General features: G+C 52.7%; 15 protein-coding genes. All 15 read left to right on the forward strand.

Annotated elements, in window-relative coordinates:
• Positions 1 to 14 precede the first annotated feature (14 nt).
• The 15 genes from rpoB to rpsC all read left to right on the forward strand — a co-directional run bounded on the left by rpoB (position 15) and on the right by rpsC (position 16739).
• Positions 15 to 3587 carry a DNA-directed RNA polymerase subunit beta gene (gene rpoB / locus ETC02_RS08715; RefSeq protein WP_160268506.1) on the forward strand — a complete coding sequence of 1191 codons (3573 nt, stop codon included), beginning with the start codon at positions 15 to 17 and terminating at the stop codon, positions 3585 to 3587.
• A 112-nt stretch (positions 3588 to 3699) separates the two neighbouring features.
• Complete coding sequence (rpoC, locus tag ETC02_RS08720) at positions 3700 to 7299, forward strand: DNA-directed RNA polymerase subunit beta' (protein WP_050368060.1); 3600 nt, start codon at positions 3700 to 3702, stop codon at positions 7297 to 7299.
• 137 nt (positions 7300 to 7436) lie between these two features.
• Positions 7437 to 7685, forward strand: coding sequence for a 50S ribosomal protein L7ae-like protein (locus ETC02_RS08725; protein WP_047817642.1), 249 nt, complete (start codon positions 7437 to 7439; stop codon positions 7683 to 7685).
• Between the two features lie 90 nt (positions 7686 to 7775).
• Entirely contained in the window at positions 7776 to 8198 is a 423-nt protein-coding gene (gene rpsL, locus ETC02_RS08730; RefSeq protein WP_033008650.1) for a 30S ribosomal protein S12, read from the forward strand.
• Positions 8199 to 8237: 39 nt separating this feature from the next.
• Positions 8238 to 8708 carry a 30S ribosomal protein S7 gene (gene rpsG / locus ETC02_RS08735; protein ID WP_033008652.1) on the forward strand — a complete coding sequence of 157 codons (471 nt, stop codon included), beginning with the start codon at positions 8238 to 8240 and terminating at the stop codon, positions 8706 to 8708.
• Positions 8709 to 8892: 184 nt separating this feature from the next.
• Positions 8893 to 10971 carry an elongation factor G gene (fusA, locus tag ETC02_RS08740; protein WP_050368061.1) on the forward strand — a complete coding sequence of 693 codons (2079 nt, stop codon included), beginning with the start codon at positions 8893 to 8895 and terminating at the stop codon, positions 10969 to 10971.
• A gap of 128 nt (positions 10972 to 11099) precedes the next feature.
• A complete protein-coding gene (tuf, locus tag ETC02_RS08745) occupies positions 11100 to 12287 on the forward strand; it encodes an elongation factor Tu (RefSeq protein ID WP_033008656.1) in 1188 nt (395 codons plus the stop codon).
• Positions 12288 to 12638: 351 nt separating this feature from the next.
• Positions 12639 to 12947, forward strand: a complete 309-nt coding sequence (gene rpsJ, locus ETC02_RS08750) for a 30S ribosomal protein S10 (protein ID WP_008881945.1) — start codon at positions 12639 to 12641, stop codon at positions 12945 to 12947.
• Positions 12948 to 12967: 20 nt separating this feature from the next.
• Complete coding sequence (gene rplC / locus ETC02_RS08755) at positions 12968 to 13609, forward strand: 50S ribosomal protein L3 (RefSeq protein ID WP_033008659.1); 642 nt, start codon at positions 12968 to 12970, stop codon at positions 13607 to 13609.
• 29 nt (positions 13610 to 13638) lie between these two features.
• The gene (gene rplD, locus ETC02_RS08760) at positions 13639 to 14262 is read left to right on the forward strand and encodes a 50S ribosomal protein L4 (protein ID WP_033008661.1); all 624 of its coding nucleotides are present in this window, start codon (positions 13639 to 13641) and stop codon (positions 14260 to 14262) included.
• Positions 14262 to 14549, forward strand: a complete 288-nt coding sequence (rplW, locus tag ETC02_RS08765) for a 50S ribosomal protein L23 (RefSeq protein WP_033008663.1) — start codon at positions 14262 to 14264, stop codon at positions 14547 to 14549. Before rplD ends, rplW begins: the two co-directional genes overlap by 1 nt.
• Positions 14550 to 14576: 27 nt before the next feature.
• Positions 14577 to 15407 carry a 50S ribosomal protein L2 gene (gene rplB / locus ETC02_RS08770; protein ID WP_011229623.1) on the forward strand — a complete coding sequence of 277 codons (831 nt, stop codon included), beginning with the start codon at positions 14577 to 14579 and terminating at the stop codon, positions 15405 to 15407.
• A gap of 33 nt (positions 15408 to 15440) precedes the next feature.
• Positions 15441 to 15719, forward strand: a complete 279-nt coding sequence (gene rpsS, locus ETC02_RS08775; protein WP_003247570.1) for a 30S ribosomal protein S19 — start codon at positions 15441 to 15443, stop codon at positions 15717 to 15719.
• Between the two features lie 18 nt (positions 15720 to 15737).
• The gene (gene rplV, locus ETC02_RS08780; RefSeq protein ID WP_033008668.1) at positions 15738 to 16079 is read left to right on the forward strand and encodes a 50S ribosomal protein L22; all 342 of its coding nucleotides are present in this window, start codon (positions 15738 to 15740) and stop codon (positions 16077 to 16079) included.
• Positions 16080 to 16082: 3 nt separating this feature from the next.
• Positions 16083 to 16739 carry a 30S ribosomal protein S3 gene (rpsC, locus tag ETC02_RS08785; RefSeq protein ID WP_033008670.1) on the forward strand — a complete coding sequence of 219 codons (657 nt, stop codon included), beginning with the start codon at positions 16083 to 16085 and terminating at the stop codon, positions 16737 to 16739.
• Positions 16740 to 16741 lie beyond the last annotated feature (2 nt).

Consider the following 16741-nt stretch of genomic DNA (forward strand, 5'->3'; position numbering starts at 1 on the left):
GGGGTGAATCACTCTTGACAGGCCGACTAGTTCAATACGGGCGACACCGCCAACGGAGAAGTTACGCACGCATTAGCGAAGTGCTGGAATTGCCGAACTTGATCGAAATTCAAACGTCCTCCTACCAATGGTTTCTCGATGAAGGGCTGCGGGAAATGTTCAAGGAAATTTCCCCGATTGAAGACTTTTCTGGCAATCTCTCGCTTGAATTTATCGACTATAGTTTAGGAGAACCGAAATATACGGTCGAAGAGGCGAAAGAACGCGATGTTACATATGCGGCGCCGCTTCGTGTGAAAGTACGCCTGATCAATAAAGAAACGGGTGAAGTGAAAGAGCAGGATGTGTTTATGGGCGATTTTCCGCTCATGACGGAAACAGGAACGTTCATCATCAACGGGGCGGAACGCGTGATTGTCTCCCAGCTCGTTCGCTCGCCAAGTGTGTATTACAGCGATAAAGTCGATAAAAACGGGAAGCGCGGCTATTCGGCAACCGTGATTCCGAACCGCGGCGCATGGCTTGAATATGAAACGGACGCGAAAGATGTCGTTTACGTCCGCATCGACCGCACCCGCAAGCTGCCGGTGACGGTGCTTCTTCGTGCGCTCGGATTCAGCTCCGATCAAGAAATCATCGACCTGCTCGGCGATAACGAATATTTGCGCAATACGCTCGAAAAAGATAATACCGACAGCACGGAAAAGGCATTGATTGAAATATATGAGCGCCTCCGTCCGGGCGAGCCGCCGACGCTTGAGAACGCGAAAAGCTTGCTTGCGTCCCGCTTTTTTGACCCGAAACGCTACGATTTGGCCAGCGTCGGGCGCTATAAAATCAACAAAAAGCTTCATATTAAAAACCGTTTGTTCAACCAGCGGCTGGCGGAAACGATCGTCGATCCGGAAACGGGAGAAGTCATCGCTGAAGCTGGAGCGATGATCGACCGCCGGACGCTGAACCGCCTGCTGCCGTATTTGGAAAAAGGAGTCGGGCTGCGGACGTACCGTCCGGCTGAGGGAGTGGCGGATGGTCCGATTGAGGTGCAGACCGTGAAAATTTATGCACCGAATGATCCGGACAACGAAAAGGTAATCAACATCATCGGCAACGGCTTTATTGCGGAAGATGTCAAACATATTACGCCGGCGGACATCATTGCATCGATCAGCTATTTCTTCAACTTGCTCCACGGCGTCGGCGATACGGATGACATCGACCATTTGGGCAACCGCCGTCTCCGTTCGGTCGGCGAACTGCTGCAAAACCAATTCCGCATCGGCTTGTCGCGCATGGAACGCGTCGTGCGCGAGCGCATGTCGATTCAAGATACGAACACGATCACGCCGCAGCAGCTGATCAACATCCGCCCGGTGATCGCAGCGATTAAAGAGTTTTTCGGCAGCTCGCAGCTGTCGCAGTTTATGGATCAGACGAACCCGCTCGCTGAACTGACGCATAAGCGCCGCCTTTCTGCGCTTGGCCCCGGCGGATTGACGCGCGAGCGCGCCGGGTTTGAAGTGCGCGACGTTCACTATTCGCACTATGGGCGGATGTGTCCGATCGAGACGCCGGAAGGGCCGAACATCGGGCTCATCAACTCGCTGTCCACTTACGCGAAAGTGAACAAGTTTGGTTTTATTGAAACGCCATACCGGCGCGTCGATCCGGAAACAGGGCGGGTAACGGACCAAATCGATTATTTGACAGCCGATGAAGAGGACAATTACGTTGTAGCGCAGGCGAACGTGCCGCTTGCGGAAGACGGGACGTTCCTTGAGGAAAACGTCATCGCCCGTTTCCGCGGCGAGAACATCGTCGTAAAGCGCGACCGCGTCGACTATATGGACGTGTCGCCGAAGCAAGTCGTCTCGGCGGCGACGGCGTGCATCCCGTTTTTGGAAAATGACGACTCGAACCGCGCCTTGATGGGGGCGAACATGCAGCGGCAAGCGGTGCCGCTATTGGAGCCGGAAGCACCGATCGTCGGCACAGGCATGGAGTATGTTTCGGCGAAAGACTCGGGCGCGGCGGTGATTTGCAAGCATCGCGGCATCGTCGAACGCGTAGAAGCAAAAGAAATTTGGGTGCGCCGGCTCATTGAAGTCGACGGCAAAGAAGTCAAGGGTGATCTAGATAAATATCGGTTGCTGAAATTCGTCCGGTCGAACCAAGGCACGTGCTACAACCAGCGGCCGATCGTGAAAAAAGGCGATATCGTTGAGCAGGGCGAAATTTTGGCCGATGGCCCGTCGATGGATAAAGGCGAATTGGCGCTTGGCCGCAACGTGCTTGTTGCCTTTATGACATGGGACGGCTACAACTACGAAGATGCGATCATCATGAGCGAACGGCTCGTCAAAGAAGACGTGTATACGTCAATCCATATTGAAGAGTATGAAGCCGAATCGCGTGACACGAAGCTCGGTCCGGAAGAAATTACACGCGACATCCCGAACGTCGGTGAAGATGCGTTGAAAAACTTGGATGAGCGCGGCATCGTCCGCATCGGCGCAGAAGTGAAAGACGGCGATTTGCTCGTCGGCAAAGTGACACCGAAAGGAATGACCGAGCTGACGGCTGAGGAGCGGCTGTTGCATGCGATCTTCGGCGAAAAAGCGCGCGAGGTGCGCGATACGTCGCTGCGCGTCCCGCACGGCGGCGGCGGCATTGTCCTTGACGTCAAAGTGTTCAACCGCGAAGACGGCGACGAACTCCCGCCGGGCGTGAACCAGTTGGTGCGCGTCTATATCGTGCAAAAGCGGAAAATTTCCGAAGGCGATAAAATGGCAGGCCGCCACGGAAACAAAGGGGTTATCTCCCGCATTCTTCCGGAAGAAGATATGCCGTTCTTGCCGGATGGCACGCCGATTGACATCATGTTGAACCCGCTCGGCGTTCCGTCGCGGATGAACATCGGGCAAGTGTTTGAGCTGCATCTTGGCATGGCGGCGAAAAAACTTGGCTTGCATATCGCTTCCCCAGTCTTTGACGGAGCGACGGAGGAAGATGTTTGGAACATTCTTGAAGAAGCTGGCATGGCGCGCGATGCCAAAACGGTGCTGTATGACGGGCGGACGGGCGAACCGTTTGACAACCGCGTGTCGGTCGGGATCATGTACATGATCAAGCTTGCCCACATGGTCGACGACAAACTCCACGCTCGCTCGACCGGCCCGTACTCGCTTGTCACCCAGCAGCCGCTCGGCGGTAAGGCGCAGTTCGGCGGCCAGCGCTTTGGCGAGATGGAAGTATGGGCGCTTGAAGCGTACGGTGCGGCGTATACGCTGCAGGAAATTTTGACCGTCAAGTCTGACGATGTGGTTGGCCGCGTCAAAACGTACGAAGCGATCGTCAAAGGGGAAAACATTCCGGAACCGGGTGTGCCGGAGTCGTTTAAAGTGTTGATCAAAGAGCTGCAAAGTCTAGGGATGGACGTCACGATTTTGACGAGCGACGAACAGGAAATCAACATGGAAAACTTTGACGACGATGATGATCATGCGCCGGATGCGATCATGGTCGATGTGAAACCGGCTGAACCGGAAGAAGCCAGCGAAGAAAAAGATGCGGTAACGAAAGAGTAACCGGCAATGGCGAAAAGGCGGGGAGCGTTTCCCCGCCCGCGGCCATTGAGGCGAACGGATGACGAACAAGCCATGGAGCAAAACCGACGGATCAAAGAGGGAGGTATACCCCTTGCTAGATGTCAATAAATTCGAGTACATGAAAATCGGGCTCGCTTCCCCGGAGAAAATTCGTTCTTGGTCGTACGGTGAAGTCAAAAAGCCGGAAACGATCAACTACCGGACGCTAAAGCCGGAAAAAGACGGCTTGTTTTGCGAACGCATTTTCGGCCCGACAAAAGACTGGGAATGCCATTGCGGCAAGTATAAGCGCGTCCGCTACAAAGGGGTTGTCTGCGACCGCTGCGGCGTTGAAGTGACGCGGTCAAAAGTCCGCCGTGAACGGATGGGGCATATTGAGCTCGCTGCTCCGGTTTCCCACATCTGGTATTTCAAAGGCATCCCGAGCCGGATGGGGCTTGTGCTTGATATGTCGCCGCGGGCGCTCGAAGAAGTGATTTATTTTGCCTCTTACGTCGTCACCGATCCCGGCGATACGCCGCTGGAGAAAAAACAACTGCTGTCGGAAAAGGAATACCGCGCCTATCGCGAGAAATACGGCCAGTCGTTCCAAGCGTCGATGGGGGCGGAAGCGATCAAAAAGCTGCTTCAGGACATTGATTTGGATAAAGAAGTGGCGGCGTTGAAAGAAGAACTGAAGACGGTGCAAGGACAGCGGCGCGCCCGTATCATTAAACGGCTTGAAGTGCTTGAGGCGTTCCGCAGCTCCGGAAACGACCCAGCGTGGATGGTGCTAGATGTATTGCCGGTCATTCCGCCGGAATTGCGCCCGATGGTCCAGCTCGATGGGGGCCGGTTTGCGACATCGGACTTAAACGATTTGTACCGCCGCGTCATTAACCGCAATAACCGGCTGAAGCGCCTGCTTGACCTTGGCGCGCCGAATATTATCGTCCAAAACGAGAAACGGATGCTCCAGGAAGCGGTCGACGCCTTGATTGACAACGGCCGCCGCGGCCGTCCGGTGACCGGGCCGGGGAACCGCCCGTTAAAATCGCTTTCCCACATGCTGAAAGGGAAGCAAGGGCGCTTCCGGCAAAACCTGCTCGGCAAACGCGTTGACTACTCCGGCCGTTCCGTCATTGTCGTCGGTCCGAACTTGAAAATGTATCAATGCGGCCTGCCGAAAGAAATGGCGCTCGAGCTGTTTAAGCCGTTCGTCATGAAGGAGCTTGTGGAGCGGGGACTGGCGCACAACATTAAAAGCGCGAAACGGAAAATTGAGCGCGTCCACCCTGAGGTATGGGATGTGCTTGAAGACGTCATTAAAGAGCATCCGGTGCTGCTCAACCGCGCCCCGACGCTTCACCGTCTCGGCATTCAAGCCTTTGAGCCGACGCTCGTCGAAGGCCGGGCCATCCGCCTTCATCCGCTCGTTTGTACGGCATACAACGCCGACTTCGACGGCGACCAAATGGCGGTGCACGTGCCGCTGTCGGCCGAGGCACAAGCGGAAGCGCGCCTGTTGATGCTGGCGGCGCAAAACATTTTGAACCCGAAAGACGGAAAGCCGGTCGTGACACCTTCCCAAGACATGGTGTTAGGAAACTATTACTTGACGATGGAACGCGAAGGGGCGATCGGCGAAGGCATGGTGTTCAAAGATACGGACGAAGCGCTGCTCGCTTACCATAACGGTTATGTCCATCTCCACTCGCGCATCGCCGTCCATGCCGGCTCGCTGAAAAATGAAACGTTTACCGAGGAGCAAAACAACAAACTGCTCTTAACGACGGTCGGCAAACTGATTTTCAACGAAATTTTGCCCAACTCGTTCCCGTACATTAACGAGCCGACGACGGAAAACATCGAAGGGCGGACGCCGGACAAGTATTTCCTTGACAAAGGGGTCAACGTGCGCGAGGAGATTCGCAAGCGCGAGCCTGTGCCGCCGTTTAAGAAAAAAGTGCTCGGGCAAATTATTGCTGAAGTGTTCAAGCGGTTCAAAATCACCGAGACGTCAAAAATGCTGGACCGCATGAAAGACCTCGGTTTCCAATATTCGACGAAAGCCGGGATTACGATCGGCGTCGCTGACATTGTCGTCTTGCCGGAAAAACAAGAAATTTTGGATGAGGCGCAAGCGAAGGTCGATACCGTCTTAAAGCAGTTCCGCCGCGGGTTGATCACCGACGAAGAGCGGTATGAGCGTGTCATCTCCATCTGGAGCGCGGCGAAAGATAAAATCCAAGACCGCTTGATGAAATCGCTCGATAAGCGCAACCCGATCTTTATGATGAGCGATTCCGGAGCGCGGGGGAACGCGTCGAACTTTACGCAGCTCGCCGGGATGCGCGGCTTAATGGCCAACCCGGCCGGCCGGATCATCGAACTGCCGATCAAATCGTCGTTCCGCGAAGGGCTGACGGTATTGGAGTACTTTATCTCGACGCACGGCGCTCGAAAAGGGTTGGCGGATACGGCGCTCAAAACGGCCGACTCGGGATATTTGACGAGACGTCTCGTCGATGTGGCGCAGGATGTCATCGTCCGCGAAGAGGATTGCGGCACCGACCGCGGCATTTTGGCACGCGCATTGACGGATGGCACCGAGGTCGTCGTCAAGCTGGAAGAACGGCTTGTCGGCCGCTATGCGCACAAAACGGTGCGCCATCCGGAAACCGGTGAAGTGATCGTCCGCAAAGATGAAATGATCACTGAAGACATTGCAAACGAAATTATTAAGGCGGGCATTACGGAAGTGTGGATCCGCTCCGTCTTTGCCTGCAACACGCGCCATGGCGTATGCAAAAAATGCTACGGCCGCAATATGGCGACGGGCATGGATGTGGAAGTTGGCGAGGCGGTCGGCATTATCGCCGCTCAATCGATCGGTGAGCCGGGCACGCAGCTGACGATGCGGACGTTCCATACGGGCGGCGTCGCCGGGGACGACATTACCCAAGGTTTGCCGCGGGTGCAGGAGCTGTTTGAAGCGCGCAACCCGAAAGGGCAAGCGGTCATTTCTGAAATCGACGGCACGGTTATTTCGATTAATGAAACGCGCGACAACCAATATGAAATCGTCGTACAAAGCGAGGTCGAAACGCGTACGTATGTAGCGCCGTACAACGCGCGGCTGAAAGTCGAAGAAGGTCAGCGCGTCGAACGCGGCCAAGAGCTGACAGAAGGCTCGGTCGACCCGAAACAGTTGTTGCGCGTGCGCGATATTACATCCGTTCAAGAGTACTTGCTTCGTGAAGTGCAAAAAGTGTACCGGATGCAAGGGGTTGAAATCAGCGATAAGCATATTGAAGTGATGGTGCGGCAAATGCTGCGCAAAGTGCGCGTTGTCGATGCCGGCGATACGGATGTGCTGCCGGGCACGCTTTTGGACGTCCACCAGTTTACCGATGTCAACGCCCAAGCCATCCACGAAGGAAAGCGACCGGCGACAGCCCGCCCGGTGCTGCTGGGTATTACGAAAGCGTCGCTTGAAACGGATTCGTTCTTGTCCGCGGCTTCGTTCCAAGAAACGACGCGCGTCCTGACCGACGCCGCCATCAAAGGGAAGCGGGATGAGCTGCTCGGCTTGAAAGAAAACGTCATTATCGGCAAACTTGTCCCAGCCGGAACCGGTATGGCCCGCTACCGGAAAGTGAAGCCGGCCGTCAAAAAGGAAACGGCTGGCGATACGGTTCCATCGAAGTAAAAAGCAGAGATCGGCCGGTTCAAGGCAACCTTTGACCGGCCGGTCCTTGATGAAAAAAATCCAGTTGACAATGAACAAAGAAAATGGTAGTCTAATAAAGGTGTTCCAACAACCTGGTACTTTGGAGGATATGTTACATGTCTTATGAAAAAGTATTGCAGGCTGGGAAAATCGTCATTGGAACCAAACAAACGATAAGGGCTTTAAAGGAAGGGAAAGCAACGGAAGTGATCGTAGCGGAAGATGCCGATTTGCCGATTATCGAAAAAGTGACCGCTGCTGCCAATGAAGCGAACGTGCCGGTCACGAAAGTCGACTCGATGAAAAAGCTCGGCAAAGCATGCAAAATCCAAGTCGGCGCGGCTGCGGTGGCGATTCTCCGTTGATCCGTTTGCCTTTAAACCTTTGTTTGCATACATGATGAACCACCTGGATATGTGGGCTTAAACGATACATGTGAAAGGAGGAACTTTTTCATGCCTACAATCAACCAATTAGTCCGCAAAGGACGCGAGAAAAAAGTATTTAAATCGAAATCCCCTGCGTTGAACAAAGGGTACAACAGCTTCAAAAAAGAACAAACAAATGTGGCGTCTCCGCAAAAACGCGGCGTCTGCACGCGTGTCGGCACGATGACGCCGAAAAAACCGAACTCGGCGCTTCGGAAATATGCCCGTGTCCGTCTGACGAACGGGATCGAGGTAACGGCTTACATCCCGGGGATCGGCCATAACTTGCAAGAACACAGCGTTGTGCTGATCCGCGGCGGACGTGTTAAAGACTTGCCAGGGGTGCGCTACCATATCATCCGCGGTGCGCTTGATACGGCTGGCGTTGCCAACCGGATGCAAGGTCGTTCGAAATACGGCGCGAAAAAACCAAAAGCAGCGAAAAAATAATGAAGTGAAGAGAATGTTTTCCTGAAGGGAGGAAAAACTATGCCACGTAGAGGCCCTGTTGCTAAACGTGACGTATTGCCAGACCCAATTTACAATTCAAAACTTGTTACCCGTTTGATCAATAAAATTATGATCGACGGAAAAAAATCAAAAGCACAAAAAATTCTTTACACTGCCTTTGATATTATTCGTGAACGCACGGGTAAAGATCCAATGGAAGTGTTTGAGCAAGCGCTGAAAAACGTGATGCCGGTGTTGGAAGTGCGCGCTCGCCGCGTCGGTGGGGCGAACTACCAAGTTCCGGTCGAAGTCCGTCCGGACCGCCGCGTTTCCCTCGGATTGCGCTGGCTTGTGCAATACGCCCGCCTTCGCGGAGAGAAAACGATGGAAGAACGCTTGGCGAACGAGATCATGGACGCTGCCAACAACACAGGCGCAGCGGTGAAAAAACGCGAAGATACGCATAAAATGGCCGAAGCGAACAAAGCGTTTGCCCATTACCGCTGGTAAGGAGCGCTGTCTTAAGGGAATAGGTGAGAAGGCACGGCTGATGTTGCCTGTTCACCTATCTTCCTATATATTGTGGCCCTTTCGGCTGCGTGCAGTATAACTTCTCTAAAAAAAGAGATTGCGCCATAGATGGCGGTGCCATCTGCTTATATTTTATTTTGTAAGGAAGGAGAAAATAACCACTATGGCAAGAGAGTTCTCCTTAGAAAACACTCGCAACATAGGGATCATGGCGCACATTGACGCCGGGAAAACGACGACGACGGAACGGATCTTGTTCTACACAGGACGCGTTCATAAAATCGGGGAAGTGCACGAAGGCGCAGCCACGATGGACTGGATGGAGCAAGAGCAAGAGCGCGGGATTACGATTACGTCGGCGGCGACAACGGCGCAATGGAAAGGCCATCGCATCAACATCATCGACACGCCGGGGCACGTCGACTTCACGGTTGAGGTTGAACGTTCGTTGCGCGTGTTGGATGGAGCCATTACAGTTCTTGATGCCCAATCCGGCGTAGAGCCGCAAACGGAAACGGTTTGGCGTCAAGCAACCACATACGGTGTTCCACGGATCGTGTTCGTCAACAAAATGGACAAGATCGGTGCGGACTTCTTGTATGCGGTGAAAACGCTCCATGACCGCTTGCAAGCAAACGCTCACCCGGTGCAGCTGCCGATCGGCGCCGAAGACCAGTTCTCTGGCATTATCGACCTGGTTGAAATGTGCGCATACCATTACCACGACGAGCTCGGCAAAAACATTGAGCGCATTGACATTCCGGAAGAATACCGCGATATGGCAGAAGAGTACCATAACAAGCTGGTTGAGGCGGTCGCTGAGCTGGACGAAGAATTAATGATGAAATATTTGGAAGGCGAAGAGATCACGAAAGAAGAGCTGAAAGCCGCCATCCGCAAAGCGACGATCAGTGTTGAATTCTTCCCGGTCTTCTGCGGCTCGGCATTCAAAAACAAAGGTGTTCAGCTGCTCCTTGATGGCGTTGTCGACTACTTGCCGTCTCCGGTTGACATTCCGGCGATTCGCGGCGTCATTCCGGATACGGAAGAAGAAGTGACTCGCGAAGCGCGTGACGACGCTCCGTTTGCGGCGCTGGCGTTCAAAATCATGACCGACCCGTATGTCGGGAAATTGACGTTCTTCCGCGTATACTCGGGAACGCTTGATTCCGGTTCGTACGTCATGAACTCGACGAAACGCAAACGCGAACGGATCGGCCGCTTGTTGCAAATGCACGCGAACCACCGTCAAGAAATCTCAACAGTCTATGCCGGCGACATTGCGGCAGCAGTAGGTTTAAAAGATACGACAACCGGCGATACTCTATGTGATGAGAAAAATCTCGTCATCCTCGAGTCGATGCAATTCCCAGAGCCGGTTATTTCGGTGGCGATCGAACCGAAATCGAAAGCGGACCAAGACAAAATGGGTCAAGCGCTGCAAAAATTGCAAGAAGAAGACCCGACGTTCCGCGCTCACACCGACCCGGAAACGGGGCAAACGATCATTTCCGGGATGGGCGAGCTGCATCTTGACATCATCGTTGACCGGATGCGCCGTGAGTTCAAAGTTGAGGCGAACGTCGGCGCGCCGCAAGTTGCTTATCGCGAAACGTTCCGCAAATCGGCCCAAGTCGAAGGCAAATTCGTTCGCCAGTCCGGCGGCCGCGGTCAATACGGTCACGTTTGGATCGAATTCTCGCCGAACGAACGCGGCAAAGGCTTCGAATTCGAAAACGCCATTGTCGGCGGTGTCGTTCCGAAAGAGTATGTGCCGGCCGTCCAAGCTGGTTTGGAAGAAGCGATGCAAAATGGCGTCTTAGCTGGCTATCCGGTCGTCGACATTAAAGCGAAACTGTTCGACGGATCGTACCACGACGTCGACTCGAGTGAAATGGCGTTCAAAATCGCCGCTTCATTGGCGCTGAAAAACGCCGCGACGAAGTGCGAGCCGGTTCTCCTTGAGCCGATCATGAAAGTCGAAGTTGTCATCCCTGAGGAATACCTCGGCGACATTATGGGTGACATCACATCTCGCCGCGGTCGCGTTGAAGGGATGGAAGCGCGCGGGAACGCCCAAGTCGTGCGCGCGATGGTACCGCTGGCCGAAATGTTCGGTTATGCGACATCGCTCCGTTCGAACACGCAAGGGCGCGGAACATTCTCGATGGTATTTGATCACTACGAAGAAGTTCCGAAAAACATCGCCGATGAAATTATCAAAAAAAATAAAGGCGAATAATTGATTTCTCTTGCTAGTTTCGCTATAAATACTTATGTAAGTAAGACTTGGGAACATTTTGTTCCCAAGCATCCTATACTTACCTAACTATACAAATTCATATTTTACTTTTAAGGAGGATCTTTCTCATGGCTAAAGCGAAATTTGAGCGCACGAAACCGCACGTCAACATTGGCACGATCGGCCACGTTGACCATGGGAAAACGACGTTGACAGCTGCGATCACGACGGTTTTGGCGAAACAAGGGAAAGCCGAAGCAAAAGCGTACGACCAAATCGACGCAGCTCCGGAAGAGCGTGAACGCGGGATCACGATTTCGACAGCGCACGTCGAGTATGAAACAGATGCTCGTCACTATGCGCACGTTGACTGCCCGGGCCACGCTGACTACGTCAAAAACATGATCACGGGCGCAGCGCAAATGGACGGCGCGATCCTTGTTGTATCGGCAGCTGACGGTCCGATGCCGCAAACGCGCGAACACATTCTTCTCTCCCGCCAAGTCGGCGTTCCGTACATCGTTGTTTTCTTGAACAAATGCGACATGGTGGACGACGAAGAATTGCTTGAACTCGTTGAAATGGAAGTTCGCGACCTTCTCTCTGAATACGACTTCCCGGGCGATGAAGTGCCGGTTATCAAAGGTTCGGCATTAAAAGCGCTCGAAGGCGATCCGCAATGGGAAGAAAAAATCATTGAATTGATGAACGCGGTTGATGAGTACATCCCGACTCCGCAACGTGAAGTTGACAAACCGTTCATGATGCCGATTGAGGACGTTTTCTCGATCACAGGCCGTGGTACGGTTGCGACGGGCCGTGTTGAGCGCGGTACGCTCAAAGTCGGTGACCCGGTTGAAATCATCGGTCTTTCTGACGAGCCGAAAGCCACGACGGTTACGGGTGTTGAAATGTTCCGTAAACTTCTTGACCAAGCAGAAGCTGGAGACAACATCGGTGCGCTTCTCCGCGGTGTATCGCGCGACGAAGTTGAGCGCGGCCAAGTATTGGCAAAACCGGGCTCGATCACGCCGCATACGAAATTTAAAGCACAAGTTTACGTTCTGACGAAAGAGGAAGGCGGACGCCATACTCCGTTCTTCTCGAACTATCGTCCGCAATTCTACTTCCGCACAACGGACGTAACAGGCATCATCACGCTTCCGGAAGGCGTTGAAATGGTTATGCCTGGCGACAACGTTGAGATGACGGTTGAGCTGATCGCGCCGATCGCGATCGAGGAAGGAACGAAATTCTCGATCCGTGAAGGCGGCCGTACAGTTGGCGCTGGTTCCGTATCGGAAATCATCGAGTAATCAAGAAAAAAGGATGTCCAACGATTGGACATCCTTTTTTTCTTTATCCTGGCTGCCAGAGAATCCTATTCATCACCGTTCTTTCAATCTTTGACGCGGTTTTGCCAAACTTCACCGTTTGGGTGTCTTATTGAAAATGAGGCGGCCGCTATGTATAATGAGGAAGTGTGGGAAAAGCGAAGAAATCACTTGCAATCTCGCTTACATACGAGTATAATATCAAATGTTGGTCTTTGACTGCGATGAAGTGGAAGGTTGCTGACACACCCGGCCGCTTTGCCACGGCGGTGTGCAGGAAATTTCCATGGAGAAGTCTATTTTCAAAATAGGCGAAGAAGGAGGGAAACCAAAATGGCAAAAGAAAAAATCCGTATTCGTTTAAAGGCTTATGATCATCGAATTTTAGATCAATCGGCAGAGAAAATCGTCGAAACGGCAAAACGTTCTGGGGCGAAAGTGTCGGGGCCGATCCCGCTGCCGACGGAAAGAACGGTCTATACGATTTTGCGTGCCGTTCACAAGTACAAAGACTCTCGTGAACAATTCGAAATGCGGACACACAAACGTTTGATTGACATTATCAATCCGACTCCGCAAACGGTTGATTCGTTGATGCGGCTGGATTTGCCGTCGGGCGTTGATATTGAAATTAAACTTTAATCGATTAGGAGGTGTGACGAATGACGAAGGGAATCTTAGGCAGAAAAATCGGTATGACGCAAATATTTGCGGAAAATGGCGATTTGATTCCGGTTACTGTCATCCATGCAACACCAAACGTCGTGTTGCAAAAGAAAACGATCGAAAACGACGGTTATGAAGCGATCCAATTAGGGTTTGAAGATATTAGCGAAAAACGCGCCAACAAACCGCAAATTGGCCATGCTGCCAAAGCAAACACGGCACCTAAGCGCTTCATTCGTGAAATTCGCGGCGCCAACATCAATGAGTATGAAGTTGGCCAAGAAGTAAAAGTGGACATTTTCAGCGAAGGCGACATCGTCGATGTCACAGGCATTTCCAAAGGGAAAGGGTTCCAAGGGGCCATTAAGCGCCACGGCCAGTCGCGCGGGCCAATGGCTCACGGTTCTCGCTATCATCGTCGCCCGGGTTCAATGGGTGCCATCGCGCCAAACCGCGTATTCAAAACGAAAAACTTGCCGGGACGCATGGGCGGCGAGCGTGTGACGATTCAAAACTTGAAAATTGTCAAGGTCGATCCGGAACGTAACTTGTTGCTCATCAAAGGGAACGTACCGGGCCCTAGAAAAGGATTAGTGATCGTAAAAAGCGCCGTTAAAGCGAAAGCGAAGGCGAAATAACATTTGGCCGAGAAAGGAGGAACTACGTAATGCCAAAAGTAGCATTATATAACCAAAACGGGCAGACAGTCGGAGAAATCGAGCTGAACGATGCCGTTTTTGGGATTGAACCGAATAAACACGTATTGTTCGAAGCTGTCATTATGCAGCGCGCCTCGATGCGCCAAGGAACGCACAAAACGAAAAACCGCGCGGAAGTGAGCGGCGGCGGCCGCAAACCGTGGCGTCAAAAAGGGACAGGACGCGCCCGCCAAGGTTCGATTCGCGCTCCGCAATGGCGCGGCGGCGGCACGGTCTTTGGTCCGGTTCCGCGCAGCTACAGCTACAAATTGCCGAAAAAAGTCCGCCGTTTAGCGATCAAATCGGCATTGTCTTCAAAAGTGCTCGAAAACGACATCGTGGTACTGGACCAATTGTCGCTTGAAGCACCGAAGACGAAGGAAATGGTCAAAATTTTAAACAATCTCTCGGTGGATCGGAAAGCACTCATTGTGACCGACGAACTCAATGAGAATGTATATTTGTCGGCGCGCAACATCCCGGGCGTCAAAGTCGTTCCAGCCAACGGCATCAACGTGCTTGACGTGTTAAACCACGATAAGCTCGTCATTACGAAGGCGGCCGTGGAGAAAGTAGAGGAGGTGCTTGCATAATGAAAGACCCTCGCGACATTATTAAGCGCCCCATCATCACGGAAAACACAATGAATTTGATCGGGCAAAAGAAATATACGTTTGAGGTCGACGTCAAAGCGAACAAAACGGAAGTGAAAGACGCGGTCGAGAAAATTTTTGGCGTCAAAGTCGAGAAAGTCAACATCATGAACTATAAAGGGAAATTTAAACGCGTCGGCCGCTACAGCGGCTATACGAACCGCCGCCGCAAAGCGATCGTCACGCTGACGCCAGACAGCAAAGAAATCGAACTGTTTGAAGTGTAAGACTAAAAGCGAAGGAGGGACATTCCGATGGCGATTAAAAAATACAAACCGACATCGAACGGCCGTCGCGGCATGACGGTGCTTGATTTCTCGGAGATCACGACAGACCAGCCGGAAAAATCGCTGCTTGCTCCATTAAAGAAAAAAGCAGGCCGCAACAACCAAGGGAAAATTACCGTTCGCCATCAAGGCGGGGGTCATAAGCGTCAATACCGGATCATCGACTTTAAGCGTGACAAAGATGGAATTCCAGGACGCGTTGCTACGATTGAGTACGATCCGAACCGCTCGGCGAACATCGCGCTCATCAACTATGCAGACGGTGAAAAACGGTACATCATCGCGCCGAAAAACTTAAAAGTCGGCATGGAAATCATGTCGGGTCCGGATGCGGACATTAAAATCGGGAATGCATTGCCGCTTGAAAACATCCCGGTCGGTACGCTTGTCCACAACATCGAATTGAAGCCGGGCCGCGGCGGGCAATTGGTGCGCGCAGCCGGAACGTCGGCGCAAGTGCTCGGGAAAGAAGGCAAATATGTGATCGTTCGCCTCGCTTCGGGCGAAGTGCGCATGATTTTGGGCAAATGCCGCGCTACTGTCGGTGAAGTCGGCAACGAGCAGCACGAACTTGTCAACATCGGGAAAGCAGGGCGCGCTCGCTGGTTAGGCATCCGTCCGACTGTTCGCGGTTCGGTTATGAACCCGGTTGATCATCCGCACGGCGGTGGTGAAGGGAAAGCACCGATCGGACGCAAGTCGCCGATGACGCCGTGGGGCAAACCGACGCTCGGATACAAAACGCGCAAAAAGAAAAACAAATCGGATAAATTCATCATTCGCCGCCGCAAGAAATAATGAACGAGCGCAATTCAGAAGGGAGGTTCACTTATGGGTCGCAGCTTGAAAAAAGGTCCGTTTTGCGATGAACATTTGATGAAAAAAATCGAAAAGCTCAATGAAACTGGGCAAAAACAAGTGATCAAAACATGGTCTCGCCGTTCGACGATCTTCCCGCAGTTTGTCGGCCATACGATCGCCGTATATGACGGCCGCAAACATGTACCGGTATACATCACAGAAGACATGGTCGGGCACAAATTGGGTGAATTTGCGCCGACGCGCACGTTCCGCGGCCATGCTGGCGATGACAAGAAAACAAAACGGTAATGAGAGGAGGTTCTGGATATGCAAGCTAAAGCTGTTGCGAGAACCGTTCGCATCGCTCCTCGTAAAGCGCGCTTAGTCATTGACTTGATCCGTGGGAAGGAAGTGGGCGAAGCATTCGCGATTTTGCGCCACACGCCAAAAGCGGCTTCCCCGATCATTGAAAAAGTGTTGAAATCGGCTGTTGCCAACGCTGAACACAACTATGACATGGACGTCAACAACCTGGTCATTTCCCAAGCGTACGTTGATGAAGGTCCAACGTTGAAACGTTTCCGTCCGCGTGCGATGGGCCGGGCAAGCGCCATTAATAAACGCACAAGCCATATTACAATCGTCGTGTCAGAAAAGAAGGAGGGATAATCCGTGGGTCAAAAGGTCAATCCGATCGGTCTGCGCATCGGCATCATTCGTGACTGGGAATCGAGATGGTATGCGGAAAAAGACTATGCAGACCTCGTGCATGAGGACTTAAAAATCCGTGAATACATCAACAAACGTTTGCAGGACGCAGCCGTTTCCCGCGTAGAGATTGAACGCGCCGCCAACCGCGTCAACGTGACGATCCATACGGCGAAACCGGGCATGGTCATCGGGAAAGGCGGTTCGGAAGTGGAAGCGCTCCGCAAAGCGCTCACGCAATTGACCGGCAAACGCGTTCACATCAACATCGTTGAAATCAAAAAACCGGATTTGGATGCGAAACTTGTTGCGGAAAATATTGCCCGCCAGCTTGAAAACCGCGTATCGTTCCGCCGGGCGCAAAAACAAGCGATTCAACGGGCGATGCGCGCCGGGGCGAAAGGGATCAAAACGATGGTATCCGGCCGCTTAGGCGGTGCAGAGATTGCACGTTCGGAGCACTACAGCGAAGGGACGGTTCCACTCCATACGCTGCGCGCTGACATTGACTATGCGACGGCAGAAGCGGATACGACGTACGGAAAAATCGGCGTGAAAGTATGGATTTACCGTGGGGAAGTCCTTCCGACAAAGAAAAAAGCTGAGGAAGGAGGAAAATAATC

The organism is Geobacillus sp. DSP4a, from assembly GCF_013096875.1.
Taxonomy (GTDB): Bacteria; Bacillota; Bacilli; order Bacillales; family Anoxybacillaceae; genus Geobacillus; species Geobacillus thermophilus.

What these genes read in the sequence shown, in the direction of transcription:
- ETC02_RS08725 (WP_047817642.1), top strand. Translation starts at nt 7,437, where the DNA reads ATGTCTTATGAAAAAGTATTGCAGGCTGGGAAAATCGTCATTGGAACC.
- rpsL (WP_033008650.1), top strand. Translation starts at nt 7,776, where the DNA reads ATGCCTACAATCAACCAATTAGTCCGCAAAGGACGCGAGAAAAAAGTA.
- rpsG (WP_033008652.1), top strand. Translation starts at nt 8,238, where the DNA reads ATGCCACGTAGAGGCCCTGTTGCTAAACGTGACGTATTGCCAGACCCA.
- fusA (WP_050368061.1), top strand. Translation starts at nt 8,893, where the DNA reads ATGGCAAGAGAGTTCTCCTTAGAAAACACTCGCAACATAGGGATCATG.
- tuf (WP_033008656.1), top strand. Translation starts at nt 11,100, where the DNA reads ATGGCTAAAGCGAAATTTGAGCGCACGAAACCGCACGTCAACATTGGC.
- rpsJ (WP_008881945.1), top strand. Translation starts at nt 12,639, where the DNA reads ATGGCAAAAGAAAAAATCCGTATTCGTTTAAAGGCTTATGATCATCGA.
- rplC (WP_033008659.1), top strand. Translation starts at nt 12,968, where the DNA reads ATGACGAAGGGAATCTTAGGCAGAAAAATCGGTATGACGCAAATATTT.
- rplD (WP_033008661.1), top strand. Translation starts at nt 13,639, where the DNA reads ATGCCAAAAGTAGCATTATATAACCAAAACGGGCAGACAGTCGGAGAA.
- rplW (WP_033008663.1), top strand. Translation starts at nt 14,262, where the DNA reads ATGAAAGACCCTCGCGACATTATTAAGCGCCCCATCATCACGGAAAAC.
- rplB (WP_011229623.1), top strand. Translation starts at nt 14,577, where the DNA reads ATGGCGATTAAAAAATACAAACCGACATCGAACGGCCGTCGCGGCATG.
- rpsS (WP_003247570.1), top strand. Translation starts at nt 15,441, where the DNA reads ATGGGTCGCAGCTTGAAAAAAGGTCCGTTTTGCGATGAACATTTGATG.
- rplV (WP_033008668.1), top strand. Translation starts at nt 15,738, where the DNA reads ATGCAAGCTAAAGCTGTTGCGAGAACCGTTCGCATCGCTCCTCGTAAA.